At 60.8% G+C, this 20,739-nt stretch carries 20 protein-coding genes; 14 read left to right on the top strand and 6 right to left on the bottom strand.

Annotation, left to right across the window (positions count from 1 at the left end):
- Positions 1-48: 48 nt before the first annotated feature.
- From CK911_RS16380 to CK911_RS16360, 5 genes are all read left to right on the top strand, one after another.
- Positions 49-1,203, top strand: a complete 1,155-nt coding sequence (locus CK911_RS16380; protein ID WP_172954039.1) for a diguanylate cyclase — start codon at positions 49-51, stop codon at positions 1,201-1,203.
- A gap of 30 nt (positions 1,204-1,233) precedes the next feature.
- Positions 1,234-1,497, top strand: a complete 264-nt coding sequence (locus CK911_RS16375) for a YihD family protein (RefSeq protein ID WP_033135400.1) — start codon at positions 1,234-1,236, stop codon at positions 1,495-1,497.
- Between the two features lie 155 nt (positions 1,498-1,652).
- Complete coding sequence (gene ccoG, locus CK911_RS16370; RefSeq protein WP_098971271.1) at positions 1,653-3,104, top strand: cytochrome c oxidase accessory protein CcoG; 1,452 nt, start codon at positions 1,653-1,655, stop codon at positions 3,102-3,104.
- Between the two features lie 93 nt (positions 3,105-3,197).
- Positions 3,198-4,187, top strand: coding sequence for a serine/threonine protein kinase (locus tag CK911_RS16365; RefSeq protein ID WP_042018046.1), 990 nt, complete (start codon positions 3,198-3,200; stop codon positions 4,185-4,187).
- A gap of 137 nt (positions 4,188-4,324) precedes the next feature.
- Positions 4,325-4,930 carry a thiol:disulfide interchange protein DsbA/DsbL gene (locus CK911_RS16360; protein ID WP_042018045.1) on the top strand — a complete coding sequence of 202 codons (606 nt, stop codon included), beginning with the start codon at positions 4,325-4,327 and terminating at the stop codon, positions 4,928-4,930.
- A 71-nt stretch (positions 4,931-5,001) separates the two neighbouring features.
- Here CK911_RS16360 and pncB read toward each other — a convergent pair whose 3' ends face one another.
- Together pncB and CK911_RS16350 are read right to left on the bottom strand one after the other, a co-directional pair.
- The gene (gene pncB, locus CK911_RS16355; RefSeq protein WP_042018044.1) at positions 5,002-6,180 is read right to left on the bottom strand and encodes a nicotinate phosphoribosyltransferase; all 1,179 of its coding nucleotides are present in this window, start codon (positions 6,178-6,180) and stop codon (positions 5,002-5,004) included.
- Between the two features lie 101 nt (positions 6,181-6,281).
- A complete protein-coding gene (locus CK911_RS16350) occupies positions 6,282-6,917 on the bottom strand; it encodes a nicotinamidase (RefSeq protein WP_098971268.1) in 636 nt (211 codons plus the stop codon).
- Between the two features lie 74 nt (positions 6,918-6,991).
- Between CK911_RS16350 and CK911_RS16345 the strand changes: the two genes are divergently transcribed.
- The gene (locus CK911_RS16345; RefSeq protein ID WP_098971266.1) at positions 6,992-7,642 is read left to right on the top strand and encodes a DNA mismatch repair protein MutT; all 651 of its coding nucleotides are present in this window, start codon (positions 6,992-6,994) and stop codon (positions 7,640-7,642) included.
- Positions 7,639-8,142: a DUF523 domain-containing protein gene (locus CK911_RS16340; protein WP_098971264.1), complete on the top strand. Its 504-nt coding sequence runs from the start codon at positions 7,639-7,641 to the stop codon at positions 8,140-8,142. The genes CK911_RS16345 and CK911_RS16340 overlap by 4 nt, the downstream gene beginning before the upstream one ends.
- Here CK911_RS16340 and CK911_RS16335 read toward each other — a convergent pair.
- The 3 genes from CK911_RS16335 to CK911_RS16325 all read right to left on the bottom strand — a co-directional run bounded on the left by CK911_RS16335 (position 8,067) and on the right by CK911_RS16325 (position 11,589).
- Positions 8,067-9,032 carry an acyltransferase gene (locus CK911_RS16335; RefSeq protein ID WP_068978243.1) on the bottom strand — a complete coding sequence of 322 codons (966 nt, stop codon included), beginning with the start codon at positions 9,030-9,032 and terminating at the stop codon, positions 8,067-8,069. The two genes, CK911_RS16340 and CK911_RS16335, sit on opposite strands and share 76 nt — an antisense overlap.
- 6 nt (positions 9,033-9,038) lie before the next feature.
- The gene (locus CK911_RS16330; RefSeq protein ID WP_098971261.1) at positions 9,039-9,938 is read right to left on the bottom strand and encodes an acyltransferase; all 900 of its coding nucleotides are present in this window, start codon (positions 9,936-9,938) and stop codon (positions 9,039-9,041) included.
- A 136-nt stretch (positions 9,939-10,074) separates the two neighbouring features.
- On the bottom strand, positions 10,075-11,589 hold the full coding sequence (locus tag CK911_RS16325; protein ID WP_098971259.1) for a YifB family Mg chelatase-like AAA ATPase: 1,515 nt from the start codon (positions 11,587-11,589) through the stop codon (positions 10,075-10,077).
- Positions 11,590-11,973: 384 nt separating this feature from the next.
- On the opposite strand from CK911_RS16325, the gene ilvG reads away from it, so the two are divergent.
- From ilvG to ilvA, 5 genes are all read left to right on the top strand, one after another.
- Positions 11,974-13,620, top strand: a complete 1,647-nt coding sequence (ilvG, locus tag CK911_RS16320) for an acetolactate synthase 2 catalytic subunit (protein WP_098971257.1) — start codon at positions 11,974-11,976, stop codon at positions 13,618-13,620.
- Positions 13,617-13,895 carry an acetolactate synthase 2 small subunit gene (ilvM, locus tag CK911_RS16315; protein WP_005339613.1) on the top strand — a complete coding sequence of 93 codons (279 nt, stop codon included), beginning with the start codon at positions 13,617-13,619 and terminating at the stop codon, positions 13,893-13,895. Before ilvG ends, ilvM begins: the two co-directional genes overlap by 4 nt.
- Before the next feature lie 12 nt (positions 13,896-13,907).
- Positions 13,908-14,852 carry a branched-chain amino acid transaminase gene (locus CK911_RS16310; RefSeq protein ID WP_098971254.1) on the top strand — a complete coding sequence of 315 codons (945 nt, stop codon included), beginning with the start codon at positions 13,908-13,910 and terminating at the stop codon, positions 14,850-14,852.
- A gap of 143 nt (positions 14,853-14,995) precedes the next feature.
- Positions 14,996-16,837, top strand: coding sequence for a dihydroxy-acid dehydratase (gene ilvD, locus CK911_RS16305; RefSeq protein WP_098971252.1), 1,842 nt, complete (start codon positions 14,996-14,998; stop codon positions 16,835-16,837).
- 3 nt (positions 16,838-16,840) lie between these two features.
- The gene (gene ilvA / locus CK911_RS16300) at positions 16,841-18,361 is read left to right on the top strand and encodes a threonine ammonia-lyase, biosynthetic (protein WP_098971250.1); all 1,521 of its coding nucleotides are present in this window, start codon (positions 16,841-16,843) and stop codon (positions 18,359-18,361) included.
- 44 nt (positions 18,362-18,405) lie between these two features.
- On the opposite strand, the gene CK911_RS16295 is transcribed toward ilvA, so the two are convergent.
- Complete coding sequence (locus tag CK911_RS16295; protein ID WP_098972735.1) at positions 18,406-18,858, bottom strand: HPP family protein; 453 nt, start codon at positions 18,856-18,858, stop codon at positions 18,406-18,408.
- A gap of 76 nt (positions 18,859-18,934) precedes the next feature.
- Here CK911_RS16295 and CK911_RS16290 point away from each other — a divergent pair, with 76 nt between their 5' ends.
- Both CK911_RS16290 and ompA read left to right on the top strand, forming a co-directional pair.
- Positions 18,935-19,501, top strand: a complete 567-nt coding sequence (locus CK911_RS16290; protein ID WP_098971249.1) for a TetR/AcrR family transcriptional regulator — start codon at positions 18,935-18,937, stop codon at positions 19,499-19,501.
- 124 nt (positions 19,502-19,625) lie between these two features.
- Positions 19,626-20,720, top strand: a complete 1,095-nt coding sequence (gene ompA / locus CK911_RS16285; RefSeq protein WP_098971248.1) for a porin OmpA — start codon at positions 19,626-19,628, stop codon at positions 20,718-20,720.
- The last annotated feature ends 19 nt before the right edge of the window (positions 20,721-20,739 follow it).

Here is a 20,739-nt window from a genome sequence, read left to right as displayed (position 1 = left end):
GTCAGGGGCTGATGGTAGACTGCTCGGCTCTTGTACGGGAGTACTCAGTTGACCCAGAGTGTGACACGCCAGGTTAAGCAGGCCATCATGGCCCAGCTCTATACCCACGCATCCTTCAGTCTCCCCTGCCTGGGGGTGTTGGCATTGGGTTGGAGTCTGCTGTTTCATGACTATCTGCCCGCCAGTGAAGCACTTGGCTGGTTGGCAGGGACTTGCCTGTGGCTGCTTGGCCGGGGCTGGCACTTGCGCTGGCGGCAATCCCGCCTGCACCAGACGCCGCTACCGGTGCTGGAGCGCGAGCTCTTTATCGGCGCCACCATCACCTCCATCATCTGGGCCCTCGGGGTACTGCTCTACATGGACAAGCTGCCCGATACCTACCGGGCCGCCATGTTAATGCTCTCCAGCCTCCTTCTTACCGGCAGTGCCATCATGCTGTTTGGTAGCCGTCGAACCCTCTATGGCGCCACCCTGCCGCTGGGGGTAGCCATACTGTTCGAGTTGGGCAATGGCAACGAGCAGGAGCGGATCGTCTCCTGCATGCTGGCGGGTTATCTGTTCGTCTTTCTGCCAACCCTGTTGCGGCGGATGCGGCGGGATCAGATCGCCTCGCTCCATCACCGTTTTTCCAATGCCGAGCTGGCGGCCGAATTGAAGGTGGTCTCCGAGCATCTGCGCCTTACCTCTCGTCTCGATGGCTTGACCGGCATCGCCAATCGCGCCCACCTCGATGACTGTCTGGAGCTGACCTGGCGTCGCTGCCATCGGGCCAAGGTGCCTTTGTCACTGGTGCTGCTGGATGTGGATTACTTCAAACAGTTCAATGACCATTATGGCCATCAAGCGGGCGATGACTGTCTGCAGCAGGTGGCCGCCTTGCTGGCCGAGGTGGAGCGGCGGGAGGACGATCTGGCGGCCCGTTACGGTGGTGAGGAGTTCGCTCTGTTGCTGCCCTGTACCGGCATGCAGGGGGCGTTGCAGGTGGCGGACCATGTGCGGCTGGCTCTCAAGGAGCTTGATATTCCTCATCAGAAGTCGCTGGTCTCCGGTCGGGTCACATGTAGTTTTGGTGTTGCCACACTGATACCGGATAACAGCATGAAAATCGCCGATTTGATCCAGAAAGCGGATGCGGCCCTCTATCAGGCCAAGCATAATGGGCGGGATCGAATCGAAGTAGCCTTGATGGGTAAGGTTGCCTGAGTTTAACGTGACAGATTAAAGAGGTTGTCTATGCAATGTCATCGTATCGAAGAGCTGCTGGAGTTGTTGCAGCCTGCCTGGATCAAGGAACAGGATCTCAGCCTGGTGCAGTTTGTAGCCAAACTGGCCAACGAAGCGGGATTTGAAGGACCTCTGTCCGAGCTGACCGACGACATGCTGATCTATCACCTCAAGATGCGGGAATCCGACAAGCAGGCGATGATCCCCGGTCTGGCCAAGGATCATGTGCCCGATTTCAAAGAGGCACTGCTGAAGGCTCGCGGAATCAAGTGAATCTTTAGTGGAAGCGCATCACCTTGGGGTGATGCGCTTTTTTGTTGCTGAAAATTGCGATCAAACGCCAATGTTAGATACATCTAATCCACACAATTAGCATGCTGTTTAAGATATAATCCGCTCCATAACAAATAAGGGAGCGATGTCTTGCAATGGCCGACCACGACAAAATCGATATCAAGGACGTTACCGACAAGGGCGTAACCGGGACCTACAATCCCAACACGTTCAAAGCCAGCGACGACAGATTCAACCCCGGCAACCGTATCTATGTGCGGGCCCAGACCGGAACATGGCAGCGGGTGCGCAAGGCCATGGGCTGGTTTTTCGTTGCCTTCTTTGTGCTGCTGCCCTGGCTGCGTTATGACGGCCGTCAGGCGGTGCTATTCGATCTTGGCCATCAGCAGTTCCATATCTTTGGCGCCACCATCTGGCCGCAGGATCTGACCCTGCTCGCCTGGCTCTTCATGATTGCCGCCTTCGCCCTCTTCTTCGTGACCACCTTCCTCGGCCGGGTCTGGTGCGGCTATCTCTGCCCGCAGACGGTCTGGACCTTCATGTTCATATGGTTTGAAGAGAAGCTGGAAGGGCCCGCCAACAAGCGGCGCAAGCTGGATGCCGGACCCTGGTCGGCAGAGAAGCTGGCCCGCAAGGGGGTCAAGCATCTGGCCTGGCTGGTCATCTCGCTGGTAACCGGTCTGACCTTCGTCGCCTATTTCCAGGATGTCACTGAACTGGTGCCGGACTTCTTCACCCTGCAGGCCAGCGGTTGGGTGCTGTTCTGGGTGCTCTTCTTCACCATCATCACCTACGGCAACGCGGGCTGGATGCGCGCCATCATGTGCATCCATATGTGCCCCTACGCCCGTTTCCAGTCCGCCATGTTCGACAAAGACACCTTCATCGTCGGGTATGACACCAAGCGTGGCGAGACCCGCGGTGCCCGCTCCCGCAAGGCTGACCACAAGGCGCTGGGGCTGGGAGACTGTATCGACTGCGACCTCTGCGTGCAGGTCTGTCCGACCGGCATCGATATCCGCGATGGCCTGCAGTACGAGTGCATCAACTGTGGCGCCTGCGTCGATGCCTGCGACCAGACCATGGAGCGGATGGGCTACCCGAAAGGGCTCATCAGCTACACCACAGAGCACAAGCTGGCCCACGACTCCACCCATGTGGCACGGCCCAAGCTGATTGGCTACGGGCTGGTGATGGCGGTGATGCTGGGGGTATTTGTCTACAACGCCATGTCCATCATGCCGATGGGGCTCGATATCCTGCGGGATCGCAACCAGCTGTTCCGTGAGAACAGCGAGGGGCTGATCGAGAACACTTATACCCTCAAGATCCTCAACAAGACCCTGCAACCCCAGACCTACCAGCTGGATGTGGAGGGCTTGCCCGAGTATCAGTGGTTCGGCCCACGCCAAGTGACCCTGAAGGCGGGCGAGATCTACACCCTGCCGGTCAGTCTGGCGGTTGACCCCTACAACCTGAAACGGCCGACGCTGGACATCAAGTTTGTGCTGAAACGGGAGGGGGCGGCGCCCGATGACAGCAAGGGCAACCTGCGTCAGGGCAGCAAGTTTATCAGCCGGTTGTAACTACAGCTTGCGGATAGAGATTAGATGAGGAGGCCAACGGCGGTATTCGTTGGCTATCTCGGATAGAATGGGGCGCAACGGCGCCCCTTTCTTATGGTGGATGACATGCGTTTCAACTATTCCGATCTCACACCCGACCTCATCATGGATGCGCTCGATCTCAGCGGTCTGCGGCTCGACTCCGGCCTTATCGAACTCAACAGCTATGAGAACCGGGTCTACCAGTTTCAGGATGAGGAGCGTCGCCGCTATGTGGTGAAGTTCTACCGTCCTGGTCGCTGGAGCCGGGCCCAGATCCTCGAAGAGCATGAGTATGCTGCCCGGCTTTGTGATGCAGAGATCCCGGTGGCCGCCCCGATCGCCTTCGCGGGCGAAACCCTGCTGGAGCATCAGGGCTATCCGTTCGCCATCTGGCAGAGCGTCGGTGGTCGCCAGTTTGAGGTGGATAATCTCGATCAGCTGGAGTGGGTCGGGCGCTATCTTGGCCGCATCCATCAGATTGGTGCCAGCAAGCCGTTTCATCACCGTGTTCGGCTTGACGTCGAGAGCATGCTGCACGAACCGCGTCAGCTGCTGGCGTCTGGCGAGTGGCTGCCGAGCGGCTTGGCCAAGCAATTTTTCGGGGTGCTCGACGAGCTGATCAAACACGTCTGCGATGCCATGACCCTGGATGTGGCGCAGATCTCGCTGCATGGTGACTGCCACCCGGGCAACATTTTGTGGCGCGACGGCCCCATGTTTGTCGATCTCGATGACTGCCGTACCGGCCCTGCCATTCAGGATCTCTGGATGATGCTGAGCGGCGAGCGTCACGAGCAGCAGATCCAGCTCGATACCCTGCTGGCAGGCTACGAGGAGTTCATGGAGTTTGATTCGCGGGAATTGGCGCTGATTGAGCCGCTGCGGGCGATGCGCATCGTCCACTACATGGCATGGCTGGCGCGACGCTGGGAAGACCCCGCGTTCCCCCGTCACTTTCCCTGGTTCAATACCGATCACTACTGGCGTCAGCAGATTGCGACCCTACATGATCAGCTGGCGGCACTGAAGGCACCACCGTTGAGCCTGATGCCAAACTGGTGAAATTGAAGGGATCTTGCGTGGCAAGCGTGACTCGATCTCTGGCCCTGACCATTGACGTCAGCATGGCGAAACAATAGGCTTGGCACTGCTTCGGTTCGCCGGGCGTGCCTCACAGTGATCCCTTAACAGGAAACATCATGAAAAAAGTTTTATTTTTCCTCGCAGCCATGCTGATGGTCCCCATGGTTCACGCCGCCCCCGAATTCAAGGAAGGCGTTAACTACGATGTGGTCAAGCAGACTGCCTCTGCCAAGCCTGAAGTGATGGAGTTTTTCTCTTACTTCTGCCCGCATTGCGCGACGTTTGAACCCATCGTTGAGCAACTGCAGGCTGGTTTGCCAAAAGATGTGCCCCTCAAGAAGAACCCGGTGAACTTCATGGGTGGCGAGATGGGGCCAGAGATGCAGCGTGCCTACGCGGTTGCCACTTTGCTCAATGCAGAGAGCAAGGTCACTCCTGCCATCTTTAGCAAGATGCAACAGCGCCAGTATCCGACCAGCCGTGACGATGTGAAGAAAATTTTTGTCGACAACGGTGTTCCGGCCGAAGAGTTTGACGGTGCCGTCGACAGCTTCGCGGTTTCCGGCATGGTCTCCCAGTTCGATCGCAACATGCAGAGCTACAACATTCGTGGTGTGCCTGCGTTTCTGGTGAACGGCAAGTACATGGTGAAGATTGAATCCATCACCTCTCAAGAGCAGTTCAACAAACTGGTGCAGTTCCTGCTGACCAAGAAAGACTGATTACCCTTGAGTCGATAAAAAGCCCGCCGGTGTGAACCGGCGGGCTTTTTGTTTTCTGGCGCTCTGGAAGATCAAACCCCGACGTGGAAAGCCTGCTTGAGGTTACGGATAAACTCCGCATCCCGACAGAGAGTCTTGCCCGGGCTGTCGGAGATCTTGGCAACCGGGCCGCCGTTGCACTCCATCAGCTTGAAGACGATGTTCATCGGGCTGACACCGGGCAGGTCGCAGGTGAGCTTGGTGCCGATACCGAAACTGGTATTGATGCGGCCGCGGAAGTGACGCAGCAGCTGTACTGCTTTGTCGAGATTGAGCCCGTCGGAGAAGACCAGGGTCTTGTCGGTGGGGTCGATACCGAGGCGCTGATAGTGGCTGATGGCCTTCTCACCCCACACCACGGGATCGCCAGAGTCATGGCGCAGCCCCTGATAGCGGCTGGCCAGCTCGAAATCGAAATCACGCAGGAAGGCATCCATGGTGATGCAGTCGGTGAGGGCGATGCCGAGATGGTCGGTGAACTCGTCCAGCCAGCTGGTGAGGGCGGCGCGCTGGCTGTGCTCCAGCGGGAAACCGAGCTGCTGGTGCGCCTGGAACCACTCGTGGGCCTGAGTGCCCACGGCGGATAACTGGTACTTCTGGGCCAGCAGGTAGTTGCTGGTGCCGCGAAATGCTGGCAGCCGCTCCTTGAGCCGGCCTACCACCGCATCTTGCACCCCATGGGAGAAGCGGCGGCGGGTGCCAAAATCGATGAGGTTGAACTCGCTCATCTCTTCCGGACTCAGTTCCCGCTCCAGCTTGTCGAGCTTCTGGTCGAGTCGATCCAGCGCATGGCTGACGCCAAACTGGGGGTAGCGGAAGCGGTTACGCATCTCGCTGATGATGGCGAGCACCGGGATCTCCCACAGGATCACATCCTGCCAGGCCCCTTCGACCCGCACATTGATGCGGCCATCCTGCTCGAACACCTTGAGCAGGGAGGCATCGAGCGGCTTGCGGCGCAGGTGGTCGAGATAGTCAGGGGTGAAGAAGGGGCGCTCGGCCAGAAAATCGAGCTCGGGTTTGGTCAGTCGCAGGGAGCCAGCGAGGCGCAGTTGCTCCTCGATCTGCCCCATCATGGGCAGCAGGTCCTCTTCATTGCGGCTGTGGAATTCGGCCACCACCTCGGCATCCGGATAGCGATGGAACACCGCCTGCTGCATATGCAGCTTGTAGGCATCGGTGTCGAGCAGGCTGGTGAGGATTGGGGGCATATCAGGCTCCTCGCAGACTGGTGAGCACGATGGAGCTCCCCTGCCGCATATGTAACGTGCAGGCATCGGTGTCGAGCAGGCTGGTTAGTATGGGTGGCATATCAGGCGTCCAGCAGGCGTTGTACATCGATCAGGGTCTGGGCCAGTTCGGCACCAGCCTCGATCATCTGGGTGTGGGCGCTGGCAACCGTCGCGGGAGCAATGCCACGGCAGGCATCGAGATGGACGATCACCCGGAAACCGGCGCGGCGCAGTTGCAGCACGCTGGTTTTGACGCAGTAGTCGGTGGCGAGGCCGCCGACCAGTACTGTGTCGACCTTGCGGGCTTGCAGAAATTCGATGAGTCCGGTGCTGCGCCGTTCGGCCAGGTCGTGGAAGCAGGTGCCGTAGGGATGCAGATCCGGCTCGACCCCTTTCCAGACGAAGAAGTCATAGTCGATGGGGGCGGGCAGGCCGTCGAGCAGTTCGAAGCCCTTGCTGCCCGGCACGCAGTGCACCGGCCAGGTGAGGTCGGCGTTGGGCAGATCCAGCGGCAGCAGCATGCCAGAGGGGTCACTGACGGCCCAGTCGGCATTGGCAGGGTGAGCGTCCTTGCTGCCGATCCGCAGCGTGGCGAGGGTGGCCTGAGCGTTGAGCGCGGCCACAATATCATCACCGCCCACGACGGGCAGTTCGTTCGGGCAGAGAGGGGTAAAGCCCTTCTGCGCATCAATATCCAGGCTGGCGACGGTTCCCATGATTGGCTCCTGCACATACTATTCGTGTGATATTATCTACCAAACATTAATGGAAGGCGAGCAGGGCGATCGGCATGCTGAGAATGAGTCTGGATATGGTGGTGCTGCGGTTGCATGACGAGCGGCTCGAGCTGCTGCTCGAGACCCGTGATCGCCCCCCCTTTGCCCACAGTTGGCAGCTACCCGGCTTGCGCATCGACGAGGCACTGGATCGGGATCTCGATGCCGCCCAGCGCCGCTTGCTGGCGGAGTGGGGGCTCGGTCACTGTTACAGCGAGCAGGTCTGCACCCTCGGCAATCTGGAGCGGGATCCCCGCGGCTGGTCCACGACCCTGGTCTATCTCTGTCTGGTGGATCCGGAAGTGGCAGCGATCCACGGTTGCTGGCATCCGCTCTCCAACCTGCCGGGGCTGAGCCTCGCCTTCGACCATGTCCAGCTCATCGCCAAGGGGCTGGAGCGGCTGCGGATCAAGAGCCGCTACAGCACCTTGCCGCTGCAACTGCTGGGGCCCGAGTTCACCCTCTCCGAGGTGCAGCGCGCCTTCGAAATCATCCTGCAAACCCCCATGAACACTGCGGCGTTTCGCAAGCGGATCCATCGTGCCGACATTCTGGTGGATACCGGCCGCAAGCGTACCGGCAAACAGCGTCCCGCCATCCTCTACCGGCTGGAGAGTCCTTGCTGCGTGATGTTCGATCAGGTGATGCACGGGGTGGAAGCGTGAGCACGCTCCCCGTTCGGGTGCTGGTGAGTGCCTGTTTGCTGGGTCAGCCAGTGCGTTACGACGGTCAAAGCAAGGGGATTGTCAGCGACTGGCTGAGTGAGCTGGGTGCCGAAGGGCGGGCGCTGGCGTTTTGTCCCGAAGTCGCTGGCGGTTTGCCGACCCCGCGCCCTCCTGCCGAGCGGCAGGGCGAGCGGGTGGTGACGGCGAGCGGACTGGATGTGACTGCCGAGTTTGATCGCGGCGCCGAGCTGGCCCTCGCGCTCTGTCAGGCGCAGGGTATTCGCTTCGCCCTGCTGAAAGAGGGGAGCCCCTCATGTGGCAGCGGCCGTATCTATAACGGCCGCTTTGAAGGGGTCTCTGTGACGGGCGAGGGTAAGACCACTGCGCTGCTGCGCCGCCACGGCATAGCGGTCTTTTCCGAAGATCAGTTGGCCGAGTTGGCCTCAGCGCTCTCTTTGGATTCTTCTTTGGCTTTGGCAGCAACCGGCAGCGGCGCCTGACTGTTCTGCCACCCCTCCAGCACCTCGTCCTTCTCCTGCCAGCGCTGGTTTAGCCACTCCTGAAAACCGCGCTTGAACTGCTTGTCATTGAAGTAGTCGCCAACCAGCGCCTCATCCACCGGCAGCTCCTCAATTCGCACCTGAATGCGCTTTACCCGTCCCATCAGGAAGTCCTTGAACGGGGTCTCGGCGTTGTCCGGATAGCAGATGGTGACGTTGATCAGGCTGTCAAACTGCTCCCCCATGGCCGCCAGCGTAAAGGCCAGCCCCGCCGCTTTGGGCGGCATCAGATGGCGGTAGCGGGAGCGGGAAGCGTCCCGTTTCTGCTCGGTGAAGCGGGTCCCTTCCACGAAGTTGATGACGGTGGTGGGAATGTGGCGAAACTTCTCGCAGGCATTGCGGGTGGTCTCGATATCCTTGCCGCGCAGGTGCGGATTTCTTAACAGAAACTCTCTCGAATAACGGCGCATAAAGGGCATGTCGAGCCCCCAGCAGGCAAGCCCCAGCAGCGGGATATAGATCAGCTCGTGCTTCATGAAGAACTTGGGCACCGGCAGCCGCTCCCGGAACAGGTGACCCAGCACCACGATATCGGTCCAGCTCATGTGGTTGCTGATGATCAGATACCAGCCATCCTTGCGCAGTCGGGTATTGTCCTCCACCTGCCAGTCGATGCGCATCGTGAGACGGATCACCAGCGCGTTGCAGGCTAACCACAGGCGCATGAAGCGGTTATTGAGGCGGCTGCAGGCACGGCCAAACGCCGGAACAGGCAGCAGCAGCTTGGCCAGCGACACCAGCAGGATCAGGCTGGCGCACAAGGCGGTGAAAAGGATGGTCAGGCCCGCGCTGATGATCAGCACCAGCGGGCCGGGAAGCAGGGATAGCATGGATGTTTACTGCGCCTTGGTTGCCAGCAGTTGGCTCAGGGTCTGGTCCTTCTCGTGCCAGATCCCGTTCAACCACTGTTGAAACTCTTGTTGGAACTCGGGGTCATTGAAGTAATCCCCCACCAGCTTGCGGTCGATCGGCAAATAGCGGACCTGAACCTTGATTTGCCCGACCCGGCCGCACATGAAGTCCCAGTAGCTGGGAATGCCGTCCGGATAGGCGATGGTGACATCCACCAGTTGCTGCAACTGGTCACCCATGGCCGCCAGTGTGAAGGCGATGCCCCCCGCTTTCGGGAGCAGCAAGTGGCGATAGGGCGAGCCCTGCTTCTGATGCTTGCTGCCGGTGAAACGGGTGCCTTCGACAAAGTTCATCACACTCACCGGAATGTGGCGGAATTTGGCACAGGCCTGGCGCGTTGTTTCTATGTCCTTTCCCTTCAGATGTGGCCTTTTTTCCAGAAATTTACGGGAATATCGCCGCATGAAGGGGAAGTCGAGCGCCCACCATGCCAGCCCGAGAAAAGGTACCCAAATCAGCTCTTTCTTGAGGAAAAACTTCAGGAAGGGGATTTTTTGGTTAAAAACCCGCTGCAATACCAGTATGTCGACCCAGGATTGATGGTTGGCAATCACCATATACCACTCATTCCGGTGCCCTTTGTCCACTCCGACCACCTCGAAAGGGGTCTGGATGATGGTTTTCTGGATCAGATTGTTGAAACCGATCCAGCAGCTGGCACAGCCATCCAGCAGGGTGTTGCAGAGGGTTCGCCACCCCTTGAACGGTAGCGGCAGCTTGAGCAAACCCAGCAAGAAGATGGGGATAAACCAGAAGAGGGTATTGAAAAAATAGAGCAGGGTGGAGAGGCTGCCGCGCAGTCGCTCTGTCAGCTTGTTGGGCATGAGTAAGGGTCCGTCTTGCTGTCGATAAAGGGCCATCAAGTGGTCAGATCTGTGGCCATAATATCAGCCGACGGCGCGCTAGACCATGCAGAGGGCGTTTGGCAGCAGGAAACCCTCGTTTCGCCATCTTGCAGATTCAGCCGTTACGTAGCCGCGACAGCAGCCGATCCATGGCGCGATAACCGAGCGCCTCGATAAGATGCTCCTTGCCGATGGCCGGTTGCCCGGCCAAGTCGGCGATGGTGCGCGATACCCGCAAAATGCGGTGCCAGGCCCTTATGCTGAGCCCCAGCTTCTGGATCGCATTTTCCAAAAATTCGGCATCTTGCGGTGATAGTCGGCAAATATCCTCTATCTCGCGACTATCCAGCAGATTGTTGAGTTTGCCATTGCGGCCGAGCATGCGCTCGCGCGCCGCCAGTACCCGATCGCGGATCTGCTGGCTTGACTCTCCCCGCTCCGCCTTGCCGGTCAGGCTCCCCTTGGGCAGTAGCGGCACCTCTACCGTCAGGTCGAAGCGGTCGAGAAAGGGGCCGGAGAGTTTGCCGAGGTAGCGCAGGATCTGATCCGGGCTGGAGCGGGTCTGGCCGTCACCATAGTGGCCGCAGGGGCTAGGATTCATGGCGCCCACCAGCTGGAAGCGGGCGGGAAAATCCACCTGACGGGCGGCCCGGCTGATGGTGATGTGGCCCGTCTCCAGCGGTTCGCGCAGGGAGTCGAGCACCTTGCGCTCAAATTCGGGCAGCTCGTCGAGAAACAGCACCCCGTTGTGGGCCAACGATATTTCGCCGGGGCGTGGGTGGCTGCCACCGCCAACCAGCGCTACCGCCGAGGCGCTGTGGTGGGGTGTGCGATAGGGTCTGTGGTGCCAGCGTCCGGCGCGCGGAGTGAGGCCGCCGATGGAGTGGATGGCGGCGGTCTGCTGCGCCTCCTGTTCGCTAAGGGGCGGCAGAATGCCGGGCAATCGGCTGGCCAGCATGCTCTTGCCGGTGCCGGGCGGGCCGATGAACAGCAGGTTGTGGCTGCCAGCGGCGGCGATCTCCAGCGCCCGCTTGGCCTGTGACTGGCCGATCACATCCTGCAGATCCGGTACATCGGGCAGGCTCTCCGCGCTTTGGGGATCCGGTAGTGGCAGTTCGTACTGGCCTGCTAGCCAGGCGGTGACGGCCAGCAACTGGTGGGCGGTGCGCACCTCGGCATCCTGGATCAGCGAGGCTTCTGGGCCATTTTCTCGCGGTACAAGCAGGGTGCGTCCCGCATCGCGGCAGGCGATTACGGCGGGCAGCACCCCGAGCACGGGACGGATCTCGCCGGTCAGGGCCAACTCCCCCAAAAATTCGTGATCGAGCAGGTATTTTGCCGGTATCTGCTTGGAAGCGGCGAGAATGCCGATGGCGATGGCCAGATCGAAACGACCTCCCTCCTTGGGCAGATCGGCGGGGGCCAGATTGACGGTGATGTGTTTACTCGGGAACTCGAAATTGCCGTTGAGCAGGGCGCTGCGCACCCGATCCCGCGACTCTTTCACCGAGGTTTCCGGCAGGCCGACCATGTTGAAGGCGGGCAGGCCGTTGGAGAGGTGAACTTCCACTGTAACTTGCGGGGCCGCGATCCCGAGGCTGGCACGGCTATAAACCACAGCTAATGACATAAATCCCGTCCTTGAGTTGATATATGTTCTGACTAACTGCTTGTTGTTGGTTTTTTATTCCAGAGTTCCGGCTGGGGAATAGCCAAAATCAGTGGGTTGTCACAGAAAAAATCCTTGCCCAATAAAAATCACCGTGCTAGTTCTAATAGCCATTCGCGGTGCAAACCGCCCCAATTTCACAGGATTTCCGGTTGTAACTATGAACATGGCCTCCCGTTTCGTCAGCATTATTGTGGTCCTAGTGGTGATTATTATCTCACCGCTCGGGGCTCGTTTAGCTGCACGGAACAAGGGATAGACCCACCACCGGACAGAACGAAACAAGCGACCCCCGAGCCTCATAGCTCGGGGGTTTTTTTTCGACCAAAGGACAGGATTCTCCACATGAACGGCGCGCAGTTTTTGGTACAGGCTCTCAAGAAACAGGGTGTGACCCAGGTGTTTGGTTACCCGGGCGGGGCCATCATGCCGGTCTACGATGCCCTGTATGACGGTGGTCTGGCCCATCAGCTCTGCCGCCACGAGCAGGGCGCCGCCATGGCGGCGGTGGGCTATGCCCGCGCCTCCGGTCTGGTGGGGGTCTGTATCGCCACCTCCGGCCCCGGCGCCACCAATCTGGTGACCGGTCTGGCGGAGGCGCTGCTCGATTCTGTGCCGCTGGTGGCCATCAGCGGTCAGGTGCCCTGCTCCGCCATCGGCACCGATGCGTTTCAGGAGGTCGATGTGCTCGGCATGTCCCTCTCCTGCACCAAGCACTCCTTCATGGTGACCGATGCCGCCGATCTGGGGCGCGTACTGGCAGAGGCTTTCGCCATCGCCACCGAAGGGCGCCCGGGTCCGGTACTCATCGACTTTCCCAAGGATGTGCAGCTCGCCGCCGTGCCAACCCAGAGCCCGCTGTTTGCGGTGGAGGAACCAGAGCCCCTCAATCCGGCCGAGCTGACGCTGGCCCGTACCCTGCTGGCCGCTGCCGAGCGCCCGGTGCTCTACGTTGGTGGCGGGGTGGGCATGGCCAATGCCGAGCAGCAGTTGCGCGACTTTGCCGCCGTCACCGGCATGCCTGCGGTCACTACCCTCAAGGGGATTGGCGCGCTCGACCCCGACAGCCCCGTCTACCTCGGTATGCTCGGTATGCACGGCACCAAGGCCGCCAACTACGCGGTGCAGCAGTGCGACTTGCTGCTGGTAGTGGGCGCCCGTTTCGATGATCGGGTGACCGGCAAGCTGGAGGAGTTTGCCCCCGAGGCCAAGGTCATCCATCTTGATGTGGACGCTGCCGAGTTCGGCAAGCGCCGCGCCGCCGAGGTGGGTATCACCACGGATCTCAAGCGGGTGTTGCCCGCCCTTGCTATGTCCCTCTCCATCGACCCCTGGCGTGAACACTGCGCCGCCATGGCCCGCGAATATGCGTTTCGCTACGACCACCCGGGGCAGGCCATTTACGCTCCGGCGCTGCTCAAGCAGCTTTCTGCCCGGCTACCGGAGAGCAGCGTGGTCGCCTGCGACGTGGGTCAGCACCAGATGTGGGTAGCCCAGCACATGCGCTTCACCAGCCCGCGCAACCATCTTTCCAGTGCCGGTCTCGGTACCATGGGGTTCGGTCTGCCCGCCGCCATCGGCGCCAAGATGTCGCGTCCAGATGACGAGGTGGTGCTGGTGAGCGGTGACGGCTCTTTCATGATGAACGTGCAGGAGCTCGGCACCATCCGCCGCGCCCAGCTCAAGGTGAAGATGGTGCTGCTGGACAACCAGCGCCTCGGCATGGTGCGCCAGTGGCAGGAGCTGTTCTTCGACGGCCGCTACAGCGAGACCATCCTCTCCGACAACCCCGATTTCGTCGCCCTGGCTGCCGCTTTCGGCATTCCGGGCGAGACCATCACATGTAAGGAGCAGATAGCTGGAGCCCTCGATCGCCTGCTTGAGAGCGAAAGCGCTTATCTGCTGCATGTGGCTATTTCAGAGGAAGAAAACGTCTGGCCCCTGGTTCCGCCGGGAGTCGCCAACCACAAGATGATGGAGCAACGCCCATGAACCCGCACACCCTTGCCCAGCCAGCATTTGCACAGCACACCCTGCATATCCACGCCCAGCCCAGACCCGAAGTGATGGAGCGGGTGCTGCGGGTGGTGCGTCACCGCGGCTTCGCTCTCTGCGCTCTGAACATGGAGCAGGATTGCCAACAGCTGCGGATCACGGTTACTGTCGAGTCGGTGCGTCCCATCCAGCAGTTGTGGAGCCAGCTGGTGAAGCTGGTGGACGTTTCCCGGGTCGATGCACTGGAACAGCAACCCCGGATCAGAGCTTAAGGAGCAAAGCCAATGTCACAGCCTTCCCAATCTGCCTCTCAACCCAAGTACATCTGGTTTAACGGCACACTGGTGCCCTGGCAAGATGCCCAGGTGCACGTCATGAGTCACGCCCTGCATTACGGCTCCTCGGTGTTCGAGGGTGTGCGCGCCTACGATACCCCCAAGGGCACCTGCATTTTCCGGCTGCAGGAGCACACCCGCCGCCTGTTCGACTCCGCCAAAATCTACTGGATGGACGTCCCCTACAGCGAGGCCGAAGTGAATGAAGCCTGCCGCACTGTGGTGCGCGAGAACGGCCTGAAGAGCGGCTACCTGCGCCCGCTGGCCTTTGTCGGCAACGTGGGGCTGGGGCTGCATCCGCCGCTGGATGCCAAGGCCGACCTGATGGTGGCCGCCCTGCCGTGGGGCGCCTATCTGGGGGAAGAGGGGCTGAAAAACGGGGTGGATGTCTGCGTCACCTCCTGGAACCGGCTCGCGCCCAACACCATTCCCACCGGTGCCAAGGCGGGTGGCAACTATTTGTCATCCCAGCTGATCAGCCGCGAAGCCAAACGCAACGGCTATGCCGAAGGGCTGGCACTGGATGTGAACGGCTACCTGAGCGAAGGGGCGGGGGAGAACCTGTTCCTGGTGAAGAACGGTGTGCTGTTCACCCCGCCCGCTACCGCCGCCATCCTGCCCGGCATCACTCGCGACACCATCATGACGCTGGCACGAGAGCTGGGTTACGAGGTGCGCGAGCAGGCGCTGCCCCGTGAGGCGCTCTATGTGGCGGACGAGATCTTTATGACCGGCACCGCCGCCGAGGTGACCCCGGTTCGCTCCGTCGATCGGATGAAGGTGGGCGCTGGCAGTCGTGGCCCGGTGACCGAGCAGCTGCAGAGCGCCTTCTTTGGCCTGTTCAACGGCCAGACCGAAGACAAGTGGGGCTGGCTGACGCCAGTCAACGACTGATAAGAGAGGGGAGGCGTCATGCTTCCCCGAGTCGCTTCCGGTGAGCGCTTCCCAGAGGAGTTCTCATCAGGATCGATTCCGATCCACTCGTATCATCACCGCATAACGCATCGAGCCCATATGGGCATTCAGGGAGTAGAGACATGCCGAAGTTGAGATCCGCCACCACCACCCACGGACGTAACATGGCCGGGGCCCGCGCCCTCTGGCGTGCCACCGGCATGACCGATCAGGATTTCGGCAAGCCCATCATCGCCGTGGTCAACTCCTTCACCCAGTTTGTACCGGGCCACGTCCACCTCAAGGATCTGGGCCAGCTGGTGGCACGAGAGATCGAAGCCGCGGGCGGCGTTGCCAAGGAGTTCAACACCATCGCCGTGGATGACGGCATCGCCATGGGCCACGGCGGCATGCTTTATTCCCTGCCATCGCGGGAGCTGATCGCCGACTCGGTGGAGTACATGGTCAACGCCCACTGTGCCGACGCCATGGTCTGCATCTCCAACTGCGACAAGATCACCCCGGGGATGCTGATGGCCGCCCTGCGTATCAATATCCCGGTTATTTTCGTCTCCGGCGGCCCGATGGAAGCGGGCAAGACCAAGCTGTCGGATCAGATCATCAAGCTGGATCTGGTGGATGCCATGATCCAGGGGGCTGACCCCAAGGTCTCCGATGCCCAGAGCGATCAGATCGAGCGCAGCGCTTGCCCCACCTGCGGCTCCTGCTCCGGCATGTTTACCGCCAATTCCATGAACTGCCTGACCGAGGCGCTCGGTCTCTCCCAGCCGGGCAACGGCTCCATGCTGGCGACCCACAGCGATCGCGAGCAGCTGTTCAAGCTGGCGGGTCAGCGCATCGTGACCCTGGCCAAGCGCTGGTATGAGCAAGATGACGAGAGCGCGCTGCCGCGCAATATCGCCAACAAGGCGGCGTTCGAAAACGCCATGGCGCTGGATATCGCCATGGGCGGCTCCACCAATACCGTGCTGCATTTGCTGGCGGCGGCGCAGGAGGCCGGCGTCGACTTCACCATGGCCGATATCGACCGCATGTCCCGCAAGGTGCCGCAGCTGTGCAAGGTGGCGCCCTCTACCCAGAAGTACCATATGGAAGATGTGCACCGTGCCGGTGGCGTGGTGGCCATTTTGGGTCAGCTGGAAAAAGCGGGTCTGGTGCACGGCGATACCCGCACCGTGCTGGGTTGTTCCCTGACCGAGCAGCTCGATGAATATGATGTCAGCCGCCAGCCGAGTCAGGCGGTGGTGGACTTCTACCGCGCCGGGCCAGCTGGTATCCGCACCACCAAGGCCTTCAGCCAGAATTGCCGTTGGGACGAGCTGGATGTGGATCGCGCCGGGGGGTGCATCCGCTCGCTGGAGCACGCTTACAGTCTGGAAGGGGGCCTTGCGGTACTTTCCGGCAATCTGGCCCTTGATGGCGCCATCGTCAAGACCGCCGGGGTGGATGACGAGAACCTCACCTTCCGCGGCCCGGCCCGGGTGTTCGAGAGTCAGGACACCGCCGTCGCCGGCATTTTGGACGGCACCGTGAAAGCGGGCGAGGTGGTGGTGATCCGCTACGAAGGGCCAAAAGGGGGCCCGGGCATGCAGGAGATGCTCTATCCCACCACTTATCTGAAATCCATGGGATTGGGCAAGCAGTGCGCCCTGATCACCGACGGCCGCTTCTCCGGCGGTACCTCGGGTCTCTCTATCGGCCACGTCTCGCCAGAAGCTGCCTCCGGCGGCACCATAGGTCTGGTGGAGGATGGCGACATCATCAACATCAACATCCCGGCCCGCAGCATGGTGCTGGAGGTGGCCGACAGCGTGCTGGCCGCCCGCCGTGTTGCCGTGGAAGCCCGTGGCTGGAAGCCGCTCGACCGTCAGCGTCAGGTCTCCTTTGCCCTGCGCGCCTACGCCATGCTCGCCACCAGCGCTGACAAGGGCGCTGTGCGTGACCGCAGCAAGCTGGAGGAGTAAACCATGGTCTCTGCGGCTGATTATCTGCGCAAGGTGTTGCTCTCCCCCGTCTATGAGGCGGCGCGGGTGACCCCGTTGCAAACGTTGAAAAAACTCTCCGAGCGGCTCGGCAACCATGTCAGCCTGAAGCGGGAGGACCTGCAACCGGTTCACTCCTTCAAGTTGCGCGGTGCCTATCACAAGATCGCCACCCTGACTCAGGAACAGAAGGATCACGGCGTTATCGCCGCCTCTGCCGGTAACCATGCGCAGGGAGTCGCCCTGTCGGCGGCCAAGCTTGGCATCAAGGCCATCATAGTGATGCCCAACACCACGCCGGACATCAAGATCGACGCGGTGCGCCGTCAGGGCGGCAACGTCATGCTGTTTGGCAACAGCTTCGACGAGGCCTATGCCGAGAGCCGCCGCCTCGCCGAACTGGAGGGCTATACCCTGATCCCTCCATTCGACGATGTCGAGGTGATCGCCGGGCAGGGCACCATCGGCAAGGAGCTACTGGATCAGGACATTCACCTCACCCACGTCTTCGTGCCGGTGGGCGGTGGCGGTCTGGCCGCCGGGGTGGCGGTTTACATCAAACAGCTGCTGCCGGATGTGAAGGTGATCGGGGTGGAGGCGGAGGGCTCTGCCTGCCTCAAGGCGGCCATGGCGGCGGGCGAGCCGGTCAATCTGGAGCGAGTCTCGCTGTTTGCCGACGGGGTGGCGGTCAGGCGCATCGGCGAGGAGACCTTCCGCCTGTGCAACCAGTATCTGGACGAGGTGGTGACCGTCTCCAACGATCAGATCTGCGCCGCGCTGAAAGACATCTTCGATGACTGCCGCGCCATCGCCGAGCCGTCGGGAGCCCTGTCGCTGGCGGGTCTGAAAGCCTACAGCGAGCGGGAGCAGGTGAAAGGGGGGCGGATGGCGGCCATTCTGTCGGGTGCCAACGTCAACTTCCACAGCCTGCGTTATGTGTCGGAGCGCTGCGAGATCGGCGAAAAGCGCGAGGGCATGCTGGCGGTGACCATCCCCGAGCGCAAAGGGGCCTTCCTCGACTTCTGCCGTCAGCTCGGCCCGCGCATGGTGACCGAGTTCAACTACCGCTACTCGGATGCCGCTCAAGCTTCGCTGTTCGTCTCGGTGCGTCTCACCGGTGGCGACCAGGAGCTGGGCCAGATCATCGATCAGCTCGGCGGCAACGGCTATCCGGTGGTCAACATGACCGAGAGCGAGCTGGCCAAGAACCACGTGCGCTACATGATTGGCGGCCGCCCGGCCCGGCCTTTGGGCGAGCGTCTCTACAGCTTCAAGTTTCCGGAGCAACCGGGCGCCCTGATGCGCTTCCTCGAGACCCTCGGCTGTCGCTGGAACATCAGTCTGTTCCACTACCGCAACCATGGCGCCGACTACGGCCGGGTGCTGTGCGCCTTCGAGCTGCCGGACGAGGACGTTGTCGCATTCCACGACTACCTGAGGGAGATTGGCTACCGTTGGAAAGAGGTGAGTGACGACCCCGCCTACCGGCTATTTTTGGCCAGTTGACGGCGCGATGAAGAGAGAGGGAGGCGTTGGCCTCCCTCTGTTTTTCAGGCTGTTGCTAGCCACCTTCGTCTGAGCCATTGAAATCCGTAGGCCAGCGCCATCAGCAGCAGGGTGCCGGGCAGTACCGTCTGCCACAGGAACGCCGGCTCTTGTCCTGTCATCAGGATCAGCAAGGGATTGGCGCCTGCCGGAGGGTGGATGACATTCAGTCCCTGCATCAGGGCGATGGCTAGCCCAGTTGCCAGGGCCATCTGCACTTCAGCGGGGAGGGGAAGCAAGCCAATGAGCAGCCCGATGCTGGCCGTCAGCAGGTGACCACCCAGCACGTTTTTGGGGCGCGCCAGCGGACTATCGGGCAGGGAAAACAGCAACACGCAGCTGGCTCCGAAAGGTGCCATTATCAGCGCCACCTGCCAGCTCAGATTGAGCCATTCCAATATGCCTATGGTGATTGCAGCGCCCACGCCTGCCCATAACGGGCCATACCATTTCGTCATCATGTTTTCCTCTTGGTTTGCCAGCACTGATTAGGCACATTAGGTAGACAGATCGGTGTACTTCAAGAGGCAAATGATGAGCGAGAAGCGTCAACAACTGGTGGCGACGGCCTACCGTCTGTTCAACCGTCATGGCTTCCATGCCACCGGCATAGATCGCATCTGGGCCGAGGCGGGCAGTACCAAACGCACCCTCTATCGCCACTTCCCGACCAAGGATGCCTTGATTGAGGCGGTGCTGCTCGCGCGTGACCGGGAGTTCTTCGCCCTGCTTGAGCAGCGGCTGGCCGGCGTGACCGGACGCGAAGCCCGCCTGCAGGGGCTGTTCGATGGGTTCGCAGAGTGGTTTGGCCGCAGCGATTTCTATGGCTGCAACTTCATCAACGCCAGCGCCGAGTTTGCCGAGCCGCGCCATCCGGTGCGCAAGCTGGTGATGGCGCACAAGCAGGCGTTGCTGAGCTGGGTGATGAACCAGCTCGAATGCTCTCTGGTTCAGGCGACCGCGCTTTGCTTGCTGCTGGAGGGGGCGATTGTGATGGCTCACAGCTATCAGCAGCCGCTGGCTCTGGAGCAGGCCAGAACGCTGGCAAAGACCATTTTGGCCGACGATGGCGCGATAATGCAGGCAGCTTCACACTCCTGAGCTGCTGGTCATTTGAGGCTGCGTTCGGATGAGATACTCTGGAATGCGGGAAGCTGCCTGACGGCTTCACACAGGGAGAGTGCGCACTCAGGCGCCCATAACGACTTATTGCAGAGGCGAAAATATGAATAAATCCATGCTTGCCGTATTGGTCAGTGGTTTGCTGGCGGCCGGGGCCGTACAGGCCGCCGCGCAGGACAACACCTGGTATGTCGGTGGCAAGGCCGGTTGGTCCAATTACTATGGCGTTGACCACAACCAGTATGCCGAGTCGATTGCCCAGACGTTGGGTAATACCAGCGAGAACACGGATGATCTGGGTCTGGGCCTGTTCGCCGGTTATCAGCTCAACCCCAACCTGGGTTTCGAGCTGGGTTATGACTGGCTTGGCAAATACGACACCACCTCGGGCACTGGCGCCAATACCCTCAATACCGAAGCCAAGAGCCAGATGATTCAGGCCACCATGAAGATCAGCTTCCCGGCAACGAATGTGCTCGATCTTTATGGCCGACTGGGCGGCGCCTATGCATGGACGGATAGCGAGATCAGCTTTGCCAATACCAGCGAGACCGGTAAGAAGCATGGCGCCGCATTCGTTGGTGCGCTGGGTGCCGAATACGCCATCGATCGTGACTGGGCTGCCCGTCTGGAGTATCAGTACACCACACCGCTCGGCGATGCGTCTCTCGATCGCTCCGGTATCGAGATGGATAACGGTCTGATTTCGTTCGGGATGCTCTATCGCTTCGGTCAGCAAGGTGGTGAGGTTGCCGCACCGGCGCCAGCACCAGCAGTTGAACCAGCTCCGGTAGCGGTGGTTGAGCCCAAGACCTTCAGTCTGAGCTCCGATGTGCTGTTCGAGTTCAACAAGGCGACTCTGAAGCCTTCGGCCAATCAGGCGCTCGACGCCCTGTTCAGCCAGATTGTGGCGGCCAATCCGAAGGATGGCGTCGCAACTGTCATCGGTTATACCGACCGCATCGGCTCCGACAACTACAACCTGGCCCTCTCCGAAAAACGGGCCCAGAGCGTGGCCAGCTATCTGGTCTCCAAAGGCTTGTATGCCGACAAGGTGCGGGTCGAAGGTCGTGGCAAGGCCAATCCGGTCACTGGCAGCAACTGCGCCAGCCGCTCCAAGCAGGAGCTGATCGTCTGTCTGGCACCGGATCGCCGGGTGGAGATCAATCTGGAAGGGGTCTCCCAGCCAGTCCAATAAGCAGAGCGACGGGATCGAT

The sequence above is a fragment of the Aeromonas sp. CU5 genome, from assembly GCF_002586745.1.
GTDB lineage: Bacteria > Pseudomonadota > Gammaproteobacteria > Enterobacterales > Aeromonadaceae > Aeromonas > Aeromonas sobria.
Note: the sequence above shows the minus strand (reverse complement) of the source record. Positions and strands in the feature narration are given on the sequence as shown.